At 54.3% G+C, this 13,784-nt stretch carries 16 protein-coding genes; 9 read left to right on the top strand and 7 right to left on the bottom strand.

Going from position 1 to position 13,784, the window contains the following annotated elements; genetic code table 11:
- Positions 1 to 3 precede the first annotated feature (3 nt).
- The gene (chiD, locus tag G0034_RS08735; RefSeq protein ID WP_059371996.1) at positions 4 to 1,260 is read left to right on the top strand and encodes a chitinase ChiD; all 1,257 of its coding nucleotides are present in this window, start codon (positions 4 to 6) and stop codon (positions 1,258 to 1,260) included.
- 60 nt (positions 1,261 to 1,320) lie between these two features.
- Here chiD and G0034_RS08730 read toward each other — a convergent pair whose 3' ends face one another.
- Positions 1,321 to 1,599 carry a YeaC family protein gene (locus tag G0034_RS08730; RefSeq protein WP_045135041.1) on the bottom strand — a complete coding sequence of 93 codons (279 nt, stop codon included), beginning with the start codon at positions 1,597 to 1,599 and terminating at the stop codon, positions 1,321 to 1,323.
- A 41-nt stretch (positions 1,600 to 1,640) separates the two neighbouring features.
- Complete coding sequence (gene msrB, locus G0034_RS08725; RefSeq protein WP_023332742.1) at positions 1,641 to 2,054, bottom strand: peptide-methionine (R)-S-oxide reductase MsrB; 414 nt, start codon at positions 2,052 to 2,054, stop codon at positions 1,641 to 1,643.
- A 341-nt stretch (positions 2,055 to 2,395) separates the two neighbouring features.
- Between msrB and gapA the strand changes: the two genes are divergently transcribed.
- Together gapA and G0034_RS08715 are read left to right on the top strand one after the other, a co-directional pair.
- Positions 2,396 to 3,391 carry a glyceraldehyde-3-phosphate dehydrogenase gene (gene gapA / locus G0034_RS08720; RefSeq protein ID WP_014831506.1) on the top strand — a complete coding sequence of 332 codons (996 nt, stop codon included), beginning with the start codon at positions 2,396 to 2,398 and terminating at the stop codon, positions 3,389 to 3,391.
- Between the two features lie 75 nt (positions 3,392 to 3,466).
- A complete protein-coding gene (locus tag G0034_RS08715; protein WP_179120720.1) occupies positions 3,467 to 4,351 on the top strand; it encodes a D-hexose-6-phosphate mutarotase in 885 nt (294 codons plus the stop codon).
- A gap of 78 nt (positions 4,352 to 4,429) precedes the next feature.
- Here the strand turns inward: G0034_RS08715 and G0034_RS08710 are convergent, their stop codons facing one another.
- Positions 4,430 to 5,176 (bottom strand): MipA/OmpV family protein, encoded by a 747-nt coding sequence (locus tag G0034_RS08710; protein WP_121527755.1) that lies wholly within the window; start codon positions 5,174 to 5,176, stop codon positions 4,430 to 4,432.
- A gap of 431 nt (positions 5,177 to 5,607) precedes the next feature.
- On the opposite strand from G0034_RS08710, the gene yeaG reads away from it, so the two are divergent.
- From yeaG to G0034_RS08695, 3 genes are all read left to right on the top strand, one after another.
- Positions 5,608 to 7,542 (top strand): protein kinase YeaG, encoded by a 1,935-nt coding sequence (yeaG, locus tag G0034_RS08705; protein WP_014883443.1) that lies wholly within the window; start codon positions 5,608 to 5,610, stop codon positions 7,540 to 7,542.
- Positions 7,543 to 7,616: 74 nt separating this feature from the next.
- Entirely contained in the window at positions 7,617 to 8,900 is a 1,284-nt protein-coding gene (locus tag G0034_RS08700) for a YeaH/YhbH family protein (RefSeq protein WP_014883442.1), read from the top strand.
- 99 nt (positions 8,901 to 8,999) lie between these two features.
- Positions 9,000 to 9,500: a YbaK/prolyl-tRNA synthetase associated domain-containing protein gene (locus tag G0034_RS08695; RefSeq protein WP_023332738.1), complete on the top strand. Its 501-nt coding sequence runs from the start codon at positions 9,000 to 9,002 to the stop codon at positions 9,498 to 9,500.
- A gap of 16 nt (positions 9,501 to 9,516) precedes the next feature.
- Here the strand turns inward: G0034_RS08695 and yoaI are convergent, their stop codons facing one another.
- Positions 9,517 to 9,621 (bottom strand): small membrane protein YoaI, encoded by a 105-nt coding sequence (gene yoaI / locus G0034_RS08690; protein WP_023332737.1) that lies wholly within the window; start codon positions 9,619 to 9,621, stop codon positions 9,517 to 9,519.
- Between the two features lie 144 nt (positions 9,622 to 9,765).
- Between yoaI and G0034_RS08685 the strand changes: the two genes are divergently transcribed.
- Positions 9,766 to 10,212, top strand: a complete 447-nt coding sequence (locus G0034_RS08685) for a DUF441 domain-containing protein (RefSeq protein WP_023332736.1) — start codon at positions 9,766 to 9,768, stop codon at positions 10,210 to 10,212.
- On the opposite strand, the gene G0034_RS08680 is transcribed toward G0034_RS08685, so the two are convergent.
- Positions 10,196 to 10,987, bottom strand: a complete 792-nt coding sequence (locus G0034_RS08680; RefSeq protein WP_023332735.1) for an AraC family transcriptional regulator — start codon at positions 10,985 to 10,987, stop codon at positions 10,196 to 10,198. The two genes, G0034_RS08685 and G0034_RS08680, sit on opposite strands and share 17 nt — an antisense overlap.
- A gap of 99 nt (positions 10,988 to 11,086) precedes the next feature.
- On the opposite strand from G0034_RS08680, the gene G0034_RS08675 reads away from it, so the two are divergent.
- The gene (locus G0034_RS08675; protein ID WP_179120719.1) at positions 11,087 to 12,274 is read left to right on the top strand and encodes a CynX/NimT family MFS transporter; all 1,188 of its coding nucleotides are present in this window, start codon (positions 11,087 to 11,089) and stop codon (positions 12,272 to 12,274) included.
- Positions 12,275 to 12,306: 32 nt separating this feature from the next.
- Here the strand turns inward: G0034_RS08675 and G0034_RS08670 are convergent, their stop codons facing one another.
- Positions 12,307 to 13,014: a CTP synthase C-terminal region-related (seleno)protein gene (locus G0034_RS08670; RefSeq protein ID WP_179120718.1), complete on the bottom strand. Its 708-nt coding sequence runs from the start codon at positions 13,012 to 13,014 to the stop codon at positions 12,307 to 12,309.
- Between the two features lie 101 nt (positions 13,015 to 13,115).
- On the opposite strand from G0034_RS08670, the gene G0034_RS08665 reads away from it, so the two are divergent.
- A complete protein-coding gene (locus G0034_RS08665; protein WP_179120717.1) occupies positions 13,116 to 13,460 on the top strand; it encodes a DUF488 domain-containing protein in 345 nt (114 codons plus the stop codon).
- Here G0034_RS08665 and G0034_RS08660 read toward each other — a convergent pair whose 3' ends face one another.
- Positions 13,461 to 13,766 (bottom strand): nuclear transport factor 2 family protein, encoded by a 306-nt coding sequence (locus G0034_RS08660; protein WP_045269430.1) that lies wholly within the window; start codon positions 13,764 to 13,766, stop codon positions 13,461 to 13,463.
- Between the last annotated feature and the right edge of the window lie 18 nt (positions 13,767 to 13,784).

Genomic DNA, 13,784 nt, shown 5'->3' with positions numbered 1-13,784 from the left:
TATATGAAACGTTTGCCCTTGTTGGCAGCATTACCCTTGCTTTGCGCGTCACTGGCTTCCGCTGCGCCCCTGATGTCCGTCGGCTATTTCAACGGGGGTGGCGATGTCACCGCCGGACCGGGTGGCGACATTAATAAACTGGATGTCCGCCAGATCACCCACCTGAACTATTCGTTTGGTCTGGTCTACAACGACGAGAAAGACGAAACCAACGCCGCGCTGAAAGATCCGACGAAACTGCATCAGATCTGGCTTTCGCCCAAAGTGGCATCCGATCTGGCCTTAATCCCCACTCTGCGTAAACAAAACCCGCACCTTAAAGTGCTGCTCTCTGTTGGCGGCTGGGGTGCGCGTGGTTTCTCTGGCGCAGCGGCCACCAAAGAGAGTCGTGCGGTGTTTATCCGATCCGCTCAGGAGGTTGTCGACAAATACGGTCTGGACGGGATTGATCTCGACTGGGAGTACCCGGTCAACGGCGCGTGGGGACTGGTTGCCAGCACGCCAGCCGACAGGGACAACTTCACCGCGCTGCTGAAAGAGATGCGCGACGCATTCGGGCAGAAAAAGCTGGTGACCATTGCGGTAGGCGCCAATGCGGAAAGTCCGAAAAGCTGGGTGGATGTCAAAGCCATCGCTCCCCTGCTCGACTACATCAACCTGATGACCTACGACATGGCGTATGGTACCCAGTATTTTAACGCCAACCTCTATGATTCCAGCGCCTGGCCGACGGTGGCTGCTGCCGATAAATACAGCGTGGACTTTGTGGTAAATAACTATCTGGCCGCGGGACTGAAACCACAGCAGATGAACCTCGGGATCGGGTTTTACGGTCGCGTACCGAAACGCGCCGTTGAGCCGGGTATCGACTGGAGCAAGCCGGACGCACAAAAAAATCCGGTCACCCAGCCCTACTTTGGACCGCAGGAGCTCGGCTTGTTCAGGTCGCTCGGCTATGACCTGACCAAAGATACCTACGTGAAGTACAACGATATCGTGAAAAAGCTGCTGAACGATCCGCAGAAGCGTTTTACCGAGCACTGGGACGACCAGGCGAAAGTGCCGTGGCTCTCCGTGGAAGCAGCCGACGGCAAGGCGCTCTTTGCGATTTCGTATGAGAACCCACGTTCCGTGGCGATCAAAGCGGACTACATCAAACAGAAAGGTCTCGCCGGGGCGATGTTCTGGGAGTATGGCGCGGACGATAACAACCAGTTAGCGAAGCAGCTGGCAGAGTCGTTAGGGATCCCGCAAAAGTAGTGACGCATTCAAGCCCTCTCCCCGTGGGAGAGGGTTGGATGAGGGCATCAGCCCGCACGGTTATTGCATTTTCAGCGTCGCAATTGGCTTCGGCGTGATGCCAAAATCTTCTTTCAGCTCTCGCTTGCTCTTCATCACCATCTGGCCGTTGGTATCGATCGTCATGTGCTGCGCGTCAGTATTGTTGCGCGCCTGCCACAGCATCACCAGCTGCAAACTGTTCTCTTTTTGCTCAGGCGTAAGCGCCACGCCATCCGGCCATTTTCCCAGTTCAACGGCGGTGACCAGACGCTGATAAACATCCTGGGTCATCCCGTTAATCATGTCATCAATATTCACGATCTCTCCTTTTCAAAGGAATAATTTGCTGAATCGTTTTTTCAACCCTTGATCTGGTCGCCGTTTTCATCATCCGTGAAGCTCATGGAGGCCGAATTGACGCAGAAACGCTCCCCCGTTGGCTGTGGACCATCCGGGAAGACGTGCCCCAGATGTGCGTCGCAGGTCCCGCAACGGATTTCCGTGCGCACCATGCCGTGCGAGGTGTCAGTCAGATAGCGGATGGCCTCATCGCTCACCGGCTCGTAAAAGCTCGGCCAGCCGCAGCCGGAATCGAATTTCGTTTGTGAGTTAAACAGCGGGGCATCACAGACCAGACAGTGATAGACGCCGTCTCGCTTGTTGTGCAGTAAACGCCCGGTGAATGGCGGTTCCGTGCCGTGGTTCTGCGTCACGTAAAACTGCATTTCTGTGAGGTTTTTTTTCAAATCGTCAGGGTTACGTTGGTTCGACATATGCTTACATCTCGCTGTAGAAACAGACATCTTTTAACCCGGATTCTAACAAAACATTAACACCCTTGCGTGCACTTTTGTTCTAAACTTATGTGTCGCGAAAAGGCGGTCAGGCAATTGTGATCATGTTCACATTTTTATCCTGCGAGGACTTTAAAATTCCGGGCGCAGCCCCCATGTGGTTGCAAGCTCAAAGGGAAAGTGAGGCGAGTCAGTCGCACAAACGTTAGTCACAGGATTGATTTGTCGCAATGATTGACACGATTCCGCTTGACGCTGCGTAAGGTTTTTGTAATTTTACAGGCAACCTTTTATTCACTAACAAATAGCTGGTGGAATATATGACTATCAAAGTAGGTATCAACGGTTTTGGCCGTATCGGCCGTATTGTTTTCCGTGCTGCTCAGAAACGTTCTGACATCGAAATCGTTGGTATCAACGATCTCCTGGACGCTGAATACATGGCGTACATGCTGAAGTACGACTCAACTCACGGTCGTTTCGACGGCACCGTTGAAGTGAAAGACGGCCACCTGGTTGTTAACGGCAAAACCATCCGCGTTACTGCTGAGAAAGACCCAGCTAACCTGAAATGGAACGAAATCGGTGTTGATGTTGTAGCTGAAGCTACCGGTATCTTCCTGACCGACGAAACTGCACGTAAACACATCACTGCAGGCGCGAAGAAAGTTGTCCTGACTGGTCCTTCTAAAGACAACACCCCAATGTTCGTTCGTGGTGCAAACTTCGAAACTTACGCTGGCCAGGACATCGTTTCCAACGCATCCTGCACCACCAACTGCCTGGCACCGCTGGCTAAAGTTATCAACGACAACTTCGGCATCATCGAAGGTCTGATGACTACCGTTCACGCTACCACCGCTACTCAGAAAACCGTTGACGGCCCGTCTCACAAAGACTGGCGCGGCGGCCGTGGCGCGGCTCAGAACATCATCCCATCCTCTACCGGTGCTGCTAAAGCTGTAGGTAAAGTACTGCCAGAACTGAATGGCAAACTGACTGGTATGGCGTTCCGCGTTCCAACGCCTAACGTATCCGTTGTTGACCTGACCGTTCGTCTGGAAAAAGCTGCTTCTTATGAAGAAATTAAGAAAGCAATCAAAGCTGCTTCCGAAGGCGCAATGAAAGGCGTTCTGGGTTACACCGAAGACGACGTTGTATCTACTGATTTCAACGGCGAAGTGTGCACTTCCGTGTTCGATGCTAAAGCTGGTATCGCACTGAACGACAACTTCGTGAAACTGGTTTCCTGGTACGACAACGAAACTGGCTACTCTAACAAAGTACTGGACCTGATCGCTCACATCTCCAAATAAGTTGAGATGAGTGTTTGATCCAAAAAGGCGACTTCGGTCGCCTTTTTTATTGTTTTTTAGACAGAGGATTGCTTAATGATTAATAAAATATTTGCACTTCCGGTAGTCGAACAACTTACCCCTGTGCTCTCCCGCCGCCAGATTGACGGCGCTGATGTTATTGTCGTTGACCACCCGCGCGTGAAAGCCTCCGTGGCGCTGAATGGCGCACACCTGCTCTCCTGGAAGCCTGAGGGCGAAGAGGAAGGACTGTGGCTGAGCGACGCCACCTCGTTCAAAAAAGGGGCTGCTATCCGTGGCGGCGTCCCCATCTGCTGGCCATGGTTCGGCCCGTCCACACAGCAGGGTTTGCCGTCTCACGGTTTTGCCCGTAACCAGCAGTGGACGCTGAAAGCGCACAACGAAGATGACAACGGTGCCGTGCTGACCTTTGAGCTGCAGGCGAATGATGAAACCCGCGCCCTGTGGCCGCATGATTTCACCCTGTACGCCCGTTTCAAGCTGGGTAAAACCTGCGAAATTGAGCTGGAAGCCCACGGCGAGTTCGAAACCACGTCTGCCCTGCACACCTACTTCAACGTGGGTGACATCAACGCAATGAAGGTGAGCGGCCTCGGCGATACCTTTATCGACAAAGTTGATAACGCGAAAGAGGGCAAGCTGAGCGACGGCGTTCAGGCTTTCCCCGATCGTACCGACCGCGTCTATCTCCACCCGGAAGCCTGCAGCGTGATCCACGATGGTGCCCTGAACCGCGGCATTGAGGTCGTTCATCATCATCACAGCAATGTGGTGGGCTGGAACCCAGGTCCGGCATTGTCTGTCAGCATGGCCGATATTCCTGATGACGGTTACAAAACATTCGTTTGTGTAGAAACAGCCTGCGTGACCGCACCTCAAAACGCGAGCGAAGAAAAACCGTCTCGTTTAGGGCAGACAATCCGCATTGTGAAGCGTTAAGCACCCTGCACCACAAAAAAGCAAACGGGGCGCAAGCGCCCCGTTTTGATGCAAAGATTGCACTAAATTAACGCACAATCAGAACTTGTAGCTCACGCCAACAGAGAAAATACCTGCCCAGGACTTATCGACCATCGGGCTATCTTTCACTTCATCGCTCAGACGCTCATAACGGCCGGTGCCGTAGACGCTCCAGTCGCCAAGGAAGTTATAGCTTGCGGTCAGCTCCAGGTACGGATCCCAGCCGTCGTCTGCACTGTAGCTCTTCAGACCGCTACGACGGGACTCATTTTTAGAGACGCCATAGTAGTAGTCGTTGTAGTTCTCGCTGCTGTACAGCACACCGATACCCGGCGTCAGGGTAAACCCGCCGTTGGTATAGCGGTACAGCCATGCCAGATCCCAGATAAAGCCGTTGCTGTTGTCCAGCGTATCACCTGCCAGAGCAGTACGCAGGAAGCCATACTCGGTGTTATGCACGTATGAAAGCCCGGCCATCATGCTACTTTTGCGCTTATCGAGCTGGCGAAGCGCGTGGCTGTCGCTGTCTCCCGGCTTGAAGTGCGTTGGATCGTAGTAGGCCATGATAGAGAGCTTGTCGGCCGTGTCGTTCCAGAGATAGTAGCCGCCGCCGAGACCGCGGAACCAGACGTTCTCGCCTTCATAGGTGATAACGGGAACAGGATATACGTCACGATCATACTGTTTGTATGGGCTGTTAATGACGCCAACACCCGCGCCAACCGTCCACTGACTTTCCGCCTGAGCGGTGCTAACTGCGGTCGCGGCAAGGATGCCCAATGCCAGAAGTTTGAGTTTGGTCACAATCCATTCTTTCCTGTAGTCAAATAATCAGCGGGAGAAGTGTAACCGCCATTCCCGTACAACCCAAAATTTTTTGCCTGCTAATCAGTCTGATTAACCCGTTATTTTTCACTTTTCAGATGACAGCACGCTTTCATTTATATGACCACTGAATGAAAAACGTGCTTAAGCCTTAGAACCCAGGTGGAAATTTTTGGATGAGTTATTGATATGTCATTGAAATTAGATTTTCTCAGCATGCAAGTTTGGCAAATGCCATCTACGCTTAATTTTAAGAAGAGTTTTCCTGAACGCCCTGCGGTTCTTAGCCTCTGACCTGGCACACAGGTTGCTGCTCTGGCAGTGAGGTGCGAGAGATTCTCTTCCGGGAGCCTCCACTACTCATACGAACGGCTCTTATCCTGTGCTAAAAAACGAAAGGACGGCATGCCATGAATATATTCGATCACTATCGCCAGCGCTATGAAGCTGCCAAGGACGAAGAGTTCACACTGCAGGAGTTTCTTACCATTTGTCGGCAAGATCGCAGTGCCTATGCCAATGCGGCAGAACGGCTATTGATGGCTATTGGTGAGCCAAACATGGTTGATACTGCCCTGGAGCCACGGCTTTCCCGTCTATTTTCGAATCGGGTGGTCGCCCGATATCCGGCGTTCGAAGAGTTCTACGGCATGGAAGATGCCATTGAACAGATTGTCTCCTATCTGAAGCATGCCGCTCAGGGTCTGGAAGAGAAGAAACAGATCCTCTATTTACTCGGCCCGGTCGGTGGCGGTAAATCCTCGCTGGCTGAACGCCTGAAGTCGCTGATGCAGCGCGTACCGATTTATGTGTTGAGCGCTAATGGCGAACGCAGCCCGGTGAACGACCATCCGCTGTGCCTGTTTAATCCACAGGAAGATGCGCAAATTCTGGATAAAGAGTTTGGCATTCCGCGCCGCTACCTCGGCACCATCATGTCGCCGTGGGCGGCAAAACGCCTGCATGAGTTTGGGGGCGATATCACCAAATTCCGCGTGGTGAAAGTGTGGCCGTCTATCCTTGAGCAGATCGCCATTGCCAAAACGGAACCGGGTGATGAGAACAACCAGGATATCTCGGCTCTGGTGGGTAAAGTTGATATCCGTAAGCTGGAAAACTTCGCACAAAATGACCCGGATGCCTACGGCTATTCCGGTGCGCTGTGCCGCGCCAACCAGGGGATTATGGAATTCGTGGAGATGTTTAAAGCACCAATCAAAGTGCTGCATCCTCTGCTGACGGCGACCCAGGAAGGGAACTATAACGGGACGGAAGGTATCTCCGCCCTGCCGTTTAACGGGATAATCCTCGCCCACTCGAACGAATCCGAATGGGTGACCTTCCGTAATAATAAAAACAATGAGGCTTTCCTTGACCGCGTGTACATCGTCAAGGTGCCTTATTGCCTGCGGATCTCCGAAGAGATCAAGATTTACGAGAAACTGCTCAACCACAGTGAGCTGGTGCATGCTCCCTGCGCGCCAGGCACGCTGGAAACGTTGTCGCGCTTCTCTATCCTTTCGCGTTTGAAAGAGCCGGAAAACTCCAGCATCTACTCAAAAATGCGCGTCTATGATGGCGAAAGCCTGAAAGACACCGACCCGAAAGCGAAATCCTATCAGGAGTATCGTGATTACGCCGGGGTCGATGAAGGGATGAACGGCCTGTCCACCCGTTTCGCGTTTAAGATCCTCTCCCGCGTCTTTAACTTCGACCATGCGGAAGTGGCGGCCAACCCGGTTCACTTGTTCTACGTGCTGGAGCAGCAGATTGAACGCGAGCAGTTCCCGCAGGAGCAGGCTGAACGCTATCTTGAGTTCCTGAAAGGCTACCTGATTCCGAAATACGCCGAGTTCATTGGCAAAGAGATCCAGACAGCCTACCTGGAATCCTATTCAGAGTACGGACAGAATATTTTCGACCGTTATGTCACCTACGCTGACTTCTGGATCCAGGATCAGGAGTACCGCGACCCGGATACCGGCCAGCTGTTTGACCGTGAATCCCTGAACGCGGAACTGGAAAAAATCGAGAAGCCTGCCGGGATCAGCAACCCGAAAGACTTCCGTAATGAGATTGTGAACTTCGTCCTGCGCGCCAGAGCGCATAACAACGGACGCAATCCGAACTGGACCAGCTACGAGAAACTGCGCACCGTGATTGAGAAGAAAATGTTCTCCAATACCGAAGAGCTGCTGCCGGTTATCTCGTTCAACACCAAAACCTCAACCGATGAGCAGAAGAAACACGACGATTTTGTCGACCGTATGATGGAAAAAGGCTACACCCGCAAACAGGTTCGCCTGCTCTGCGAATGGTATCTGCGCGTGCGTAAATCGTCCTAAAACAAGTGCCCGGCAGCGCTAGCGCCTGCCGGGCCAACAAAAACGCAAGTTGGCAAATGCAGTACGGGGGGTATATGACCTGGTTTATTGACCGGCGTCTTAACGGCAAAAACAAGAGCACGGTGAACCGCCAGCGCTTCTTGCGCCGTTACAAAGCGCAAATTAAACAGTCGATCTCCGAGGCCATCAACAAACGCTCGGTGACCGACGTCGACAGCGGCGAGTCTGTTTCCATCCCCACCGATGACATCAGCGAACCGATGTTTCATCAGGGGCGAGGCGGTCTGCGCCATCGCGTACACCCAGGTAATGACCACTTCGTTCAGAACGACAGAATTGAGCGTCCTCAGGGCGGCGGCGGTGGTTCAGGAAGCGGTCAGGGACAGGCCAGCCAGGACGGTGAAGGTCAGGATGAGTTCGTTTTCCAGATTTCAAAAGATGAATACCTCGACCTGCTGTTTGAGGACCTGGCGCTGCCGAATCTGAAAAAGAATCAGCATCGTCAGCTTAACGAGTACAAAACCCATCGCGCGGGCTATACCGCCAACGGCGTCCCCGCCAACATCAGCGTCGTGCGTTCGTTGCAGAATTCGCTGGCGCGGCGCACGGCCATGACGGCAGGCAAACGTCGTGAACTGCGCGAACTTGAAAGTAGCCTGAAGGTCGTGGAAAACACGGAGCCGGCGCAACTGCTGGAAGAGGAGCGCCTGCGCAAAGAGATTGCCGAGCTAAGAGCGAAGATCGATCGCGTTCCGTTTATCGACACCTTCGACCTGCGTTACAAGAATTATGAAAAACGCCCAGAGCCCTCAAGCCAGGCAGTGATGTTCTGTCTGATGGACGTCTCCGGCTCCATGGACCAGGCCACCAAGGATATGGCGAAGCGTTTTTATATCCTGCTCTACCTGTTCCTGAGCAGAACCTATAAGAATGTGGAAGTGGTCTATATTCGCCACCATACGCAGGCTAAAGAGGTCGACGAGCATGAGTTCTTCTACTCGCAGGAGACCGGCGGCACCATCGTCTCCAGCGCGCTGAAGCTGATGGATGAAGTCGTGAAAGAGCGTTACGACCCGGCGCAATGGAATATCTATGCCGCGCAGGCGTCCGATGGTGATAACTGGGCCGACGACTCACCGCTGTGTCACGACATCCTGGCGAAGAAAATTCTGCCGGTGGTGCGTTACTACAGCTATATCGAAATTACCCGTCGCGCGCATCAGACCCTGTGGCGGGAATATGAACATCTGCAATCGATGTTTGATAATTTTGCCATGCAACATATCCGTGACCAGGATGATATTTATCCGGTGTTCAGGGAGCTCTTCCACAAGCAGTCTGCTAACAGCAACGCATAATCTCACAGCCAGCGAACGCGCTGGCTGTTTTCTTTCGACGCCGTTCTTCTCGTGCTAATGTAGCCATCTGCATACTGGATTATCACCGGGAAAATCGCGATGACTGACGACGTTATGGGGACAGGAACCCACCAGCAACTGATAACCTTACTCACCGGGCAAGGCGCACGTTTTCGGGTTATGGAGCACGAGGCGGTCGGGAAATGTGAAGCGGTAAGTGAAATACGCGGGACCGATCTGCGTCAGGGCGCAAAAGCCCTGGTCTGCAAAGTGAAGGGAAACGGTGTTAAAAAGCATGTTCTGGCGATCCTGGCCGCCGATCTGCAGGCAGACCTGAGCCGGCTTGCCAGCCATTTCGGCGGGCTTAAAGCCTCCCTCGCCAGCCCGGCCGAGGTAAGTACCCTTACCGCCTGCGTATTCGGCGCTATTCCGCCTTTTAGTTTCCACCCCGATCTGACGCTGGTCGCCGACCCGCTGCTGTTCGAGCGTTTCGACGAAATCGCGTTTAACGCCGGCCTGCTGGAAAAATCCGTGATCATGGATACCCAGGATTACCTGCGCATCGCCCGTCCTGAGCTTGTGACTTTCCATAAAGTCTAACCGTGAAGGCTGACTGTCAGCCTTTTCTCTCCAGCAACAATACGGAAGCGACGAGAATCGCGGCAATGGCGAAAAACGATGAGGAGATAATCAGCGTTTCAACAAACATGTGATCGTTCATGATAGCGACCCCTTTGCGATATCTGCCTTCGTTTTAAACCGCGTAAATGACAAGGTTATGACAGCGGTAAAATCTTTTTAAAACTGTTCTCCGCCCTTTTTCCGCGTACAGTAAGCAGGACGATTATTTTGGCAAGGATTCCCTATGTTTGACCCTACTCTGCTCATTCTCCTGGCACTCGCCGCGCTGGGTTTTATCAGTCATAACACCACCGTCGCCATCTCGATTCTGGTGCTGATTATCGTGCGCGTCACGCCGTTAAATACCTTTTTCCCGTGGATAGAAAAGCAAGGCCTCACCATCGGGATAATCATTTTAACCATCGGGGTGATGGCGCCCATCGCCAGCGGTACGCTTCCCGCCTCAACGCTGCTGCACTCGTTTGTCAACTGGAAATCGCTGGTGGCTATCGCGGTAGGTGTTTTTGTCTCATGGCTCGGGGGGCGCGGCGTTACGCTGATGAGCAGCCAGCCTTCGCTGGTTGCGGGTCTGCTGGTGGGCACTGTGCTGGGCGTAGCGCTCTTTCGCGGCGTGCCGGTGGGCCCGCTGATTGCAGCCGGGCTGGTCTCCCTGTTTATCGGGAAGTCGTAGTCAGGCTGGCCATGTAACGCGCTGGCGTTTGACCCAGCCCCTTCTTAAACATGGTAATAAACGCGGTGGTCGAGTCATAACCCAGTGACTGCGCCACCTGCTGTACCGATTTCCCGCCGATCAAATGCTGTAACGCCACAATAAGCTGCAGCTGGTGACGCCAGCGACGAAAGCTTAAACCGGTCTCTTTTACCACCAGTCGCGCCAGGTTGCGTTCGCTCATGGCGAAGTGGCTTGCCCATTGTGCCAGCGTCTGCCAGGCCGCGGGCTCTTCAGCCATCTTCTCGCTCATCAGCCGGATTTTTGGATGGGGCGAGACGGGTAACTGTAAATGCTCCTGACGCTGGAGCGGCAGTTCATCAAACAGGACATCGACCAGTCGGGATGTGGCCGCAAGCTGAAGCTGTGCCTGCGATTTTTCTGCCAGAGATAAAATGAGCTCCCGCACCAGAGGGGACATTTTCAGCGTACAACAGCGGTCGGGCAGACTGGCGGCGCCGGGCTCAATGAACAAAAAGCAGAGCTGCGCCCCCGGCGTGGCCCTGTTACTGTGCGGCATCTGCCCGGGGATCCAGACCGCGTACTGGGGCGGTACCATCAACATGGCATTTTCCACTTCACAGGTAATCGCGCCGCCAAGCGCCAGAATCAGCTGTCCCTTGCGGTGATGATGCAGGGGAATATATTGTTCCTCCGCCACCACACGGATGCGAAAGGCGACGGCCGCATCATGCTGGCTATCAGGATCGTAGCCGTCCAGTCCCAGTCCAATCATCATGTTGTCCGATTTTAGCGATAAACTGTCATTTTAGCCTGATTTCAACCGCCGGGAAAATCGGTATTGTGTGCGCTCGCTTGAACGTATGAGAACATAATGACTACTGCTATTCGCACCTCAGGAAAACACGGCGCGCTGTTGATTGCAGGCATCCTGATGATCGCCACCACGCTTCGCGTCACCTTTACCGGCGCAGCCCCGCTGCTGGATACCCTTCGCCTTGATTATGGCTTAAGCACGGCGCAAACCGGTCTGCTGACCACCCTGCCCCTGTTGGCTTTTGCCCTGATCTCCCCGCTCGCCGCAGGTCTGGCCCGACGTATTGGCATGGAGCGTAGCCTGTTTATCGCCCTGTTGCTGATTTGCGCCGGGATAGCCATTCGCTCCCTGCCTTCCGCTGCCCTGCTTTTCATCGGCACGGCAGTGATTGGCTGCGGGATCGCGCTTGGGAACGTGCTGTTACCAGGTTTAATTAAACGTGACTTTCCGGGCCAGGTGGCGAAACTCACCGGTGCCTATTCCCTGACGATGGGGGCAGCCGCCGCGTTAGGCTCGGCGCTAATCGTGCCGCTGGCCCAGGGTCATGCGGGCTGGCAGGGCGCGCTGCTGATGCTTATGGTGTTTCCGCTGCTCGCCTTGCTGCTCTGGCTGCCGCAGTGGCGTCAGAAACATGTTGCGACGGTAACAGGCGCAGGCGCGTTACATAACCGCGCAATCTGGCGTTCTGCTCTCGCCTGGCAGGTGACGCTCTTTCTGGGGATTAACTCTCTTATCTATTACGTCATCATCGGCTGGCTGCCGGCGATACTGCTTAGCCACGGCTACAGCGAGGCACAGGCAGGTTCGGTGCATGGTCTTTTACAGCTGGCGACAGCCGTGCCGGGACTTGCCGTTCCGCTGCTCCTCCATCGGCTGAAAGATCAGCGGACAATCGCCGGTGCAGTGGCGCTGATGTGCGCGGTAAGCGCAGCGGGATTGTGGTTTATGCCGGATATGGCGGTGATGTGGACGCTGGTGTTTGGCTTTGGCTCCGGGGCAACGATGATCCTCGGCCTGACGTTCATCGGTCTGCGCGCGAGCTCTGCGCATCAGGCGGCAGCATTGTCCGGTATGGCACAGTCTATCGGCTATCTGCTCGCTGCCTGCGGACCGCCGTTGATGGGTAAAATCCACGATTCGGTAGGAGACTGGCGCATCCCCCTTCTCGCCTGTGCGCTGGCCGCGATCGTCATGGCCGTCTGCGGGATACTTGCCGGGCGCGACCGGGAAATCGCGCCCCGCTAAACACGAAGGCAGACCATCGGGTCTGCCCTGTTTTAGCCCCGCGCCGCGCGAAGCATTGCCTGTACGAGAACCACCGGACGTCCTTCCAGCGCAGCACGCTCGTGCTGGAACAAGGTGATCACAAAGAACGGGTGGGTTATCAGCTCCGCCGCACGGATTTCCCCCTGTTCGTCCCAGCCCGTCACGCGCATATCACCGCTCTCCAGCGCCTGAGCAAATTCCGGCGACACACCATAGTTGCAGTGATATCCCTCTTCAATTTCGGGTTTGCCGTAGGCTTTGGCGATCAGCGTATTGCTGCGCAGTTCAATGGCATTGGATATTTCCACCAGCGAGCAGGTCAGCGGCGCAATCACCATAGTGCCTTCGGTATCCGTCTCAGCATGTGCCGCATCGTGCCAGCCCAGCACGTTACGGGCATACTCAATCAGCGCATGCTGGAACCCACCGCAGGTCCCCAGGAACGGAATACTGTTTTCACGGGCGTAGCGTGCGGCGATAAAGGCGGCCTCTGTGTTTTTATAGGGGCTCGCAGGAACCAGCCAGATGGCATCGTAGCCCACCAGATCCTCAGAACTGGTTAATTCCGGGGTAGCAAGCCAGTCGTAATCGGCGGTGAGGTCAAGAACGGCCGCAGCATCGTCAATGGCCAGCGGGATCGCCTTGTGTGCAATAACATCAGGATTGTAATCGCCAACCAGCGCAATGCGGAGCGTCGTTTTAACCGGGAGGTGTTCCATGAAAGGTTCCTTATGCCAGAGTATTATCAGATAACATAAGGAACCTCAGACTACCGATCTTCTGCAATTATCACAATACCTTAAATTGGGAGGGTGGAATTATGATTCAGTGCAAACGCGTCTATGAGCAGGCAAGCCCGGACGATGGCTATCGGGTGCTGGTGGACAGACTCTGGCCGCGCGGGGTTAAAAAAACGGACCTCGCCCATGACGAATGGTGTAAAACACTCACGCCATCGAACGCATTACGTCAGGAGTATCATAGCGAAGCTATTGATTTTTCGACTTTCAGTAAAGCCTATCAGGAGGAACTGGCGCAGCATAAGGACGAGGGAAGGCGTCTTGCGGCGCTGGCACACAAGCAGACTCTCACCCTCCTCTATGGCGCGAAAAACACGGAACAGAATCACGCCCTGGTTTTAGCCGACTGGCTACGCCATTTGTGATCAGCTGATTGTCAGCTCATCCCGCATTTGCGGGGCTTGATCAGGGGTGAGCGGCATCAGATGTTCGGCGCGAACAAACGCAAAGCCGTGCTGATTGTCAAAGGCGTAGACGTCTCCGGTGACCAGCCAAAGCGCGCGATCCGCACTTGCGGGTAATTGCGTCATCACGCCGTTAACCGGGTTTACAAAACGCAGGCCAGGCTGGCAAAGACCAAACAACTCAACAGATTTACCAATATTGCGACGGCCAGACGCCGTGCGGGCACCGATGATCATCGCCATGCTGCCCGGTTTAAGCTGAAACATACTTCTCTCGCGGTAACA

Source organism: Enterobacter sp. T2 (assembly GCF_010692925.1).
GTDB lineage: Bacteria > Pseudomonadota > Gammaproteobacteria > Enterobacterales > Enterobacteriaceae > Enterobacter > Enterobacter kobei.
This window is presented reverse-complemented; position numbering and strand designations above follow the sequence as displayed.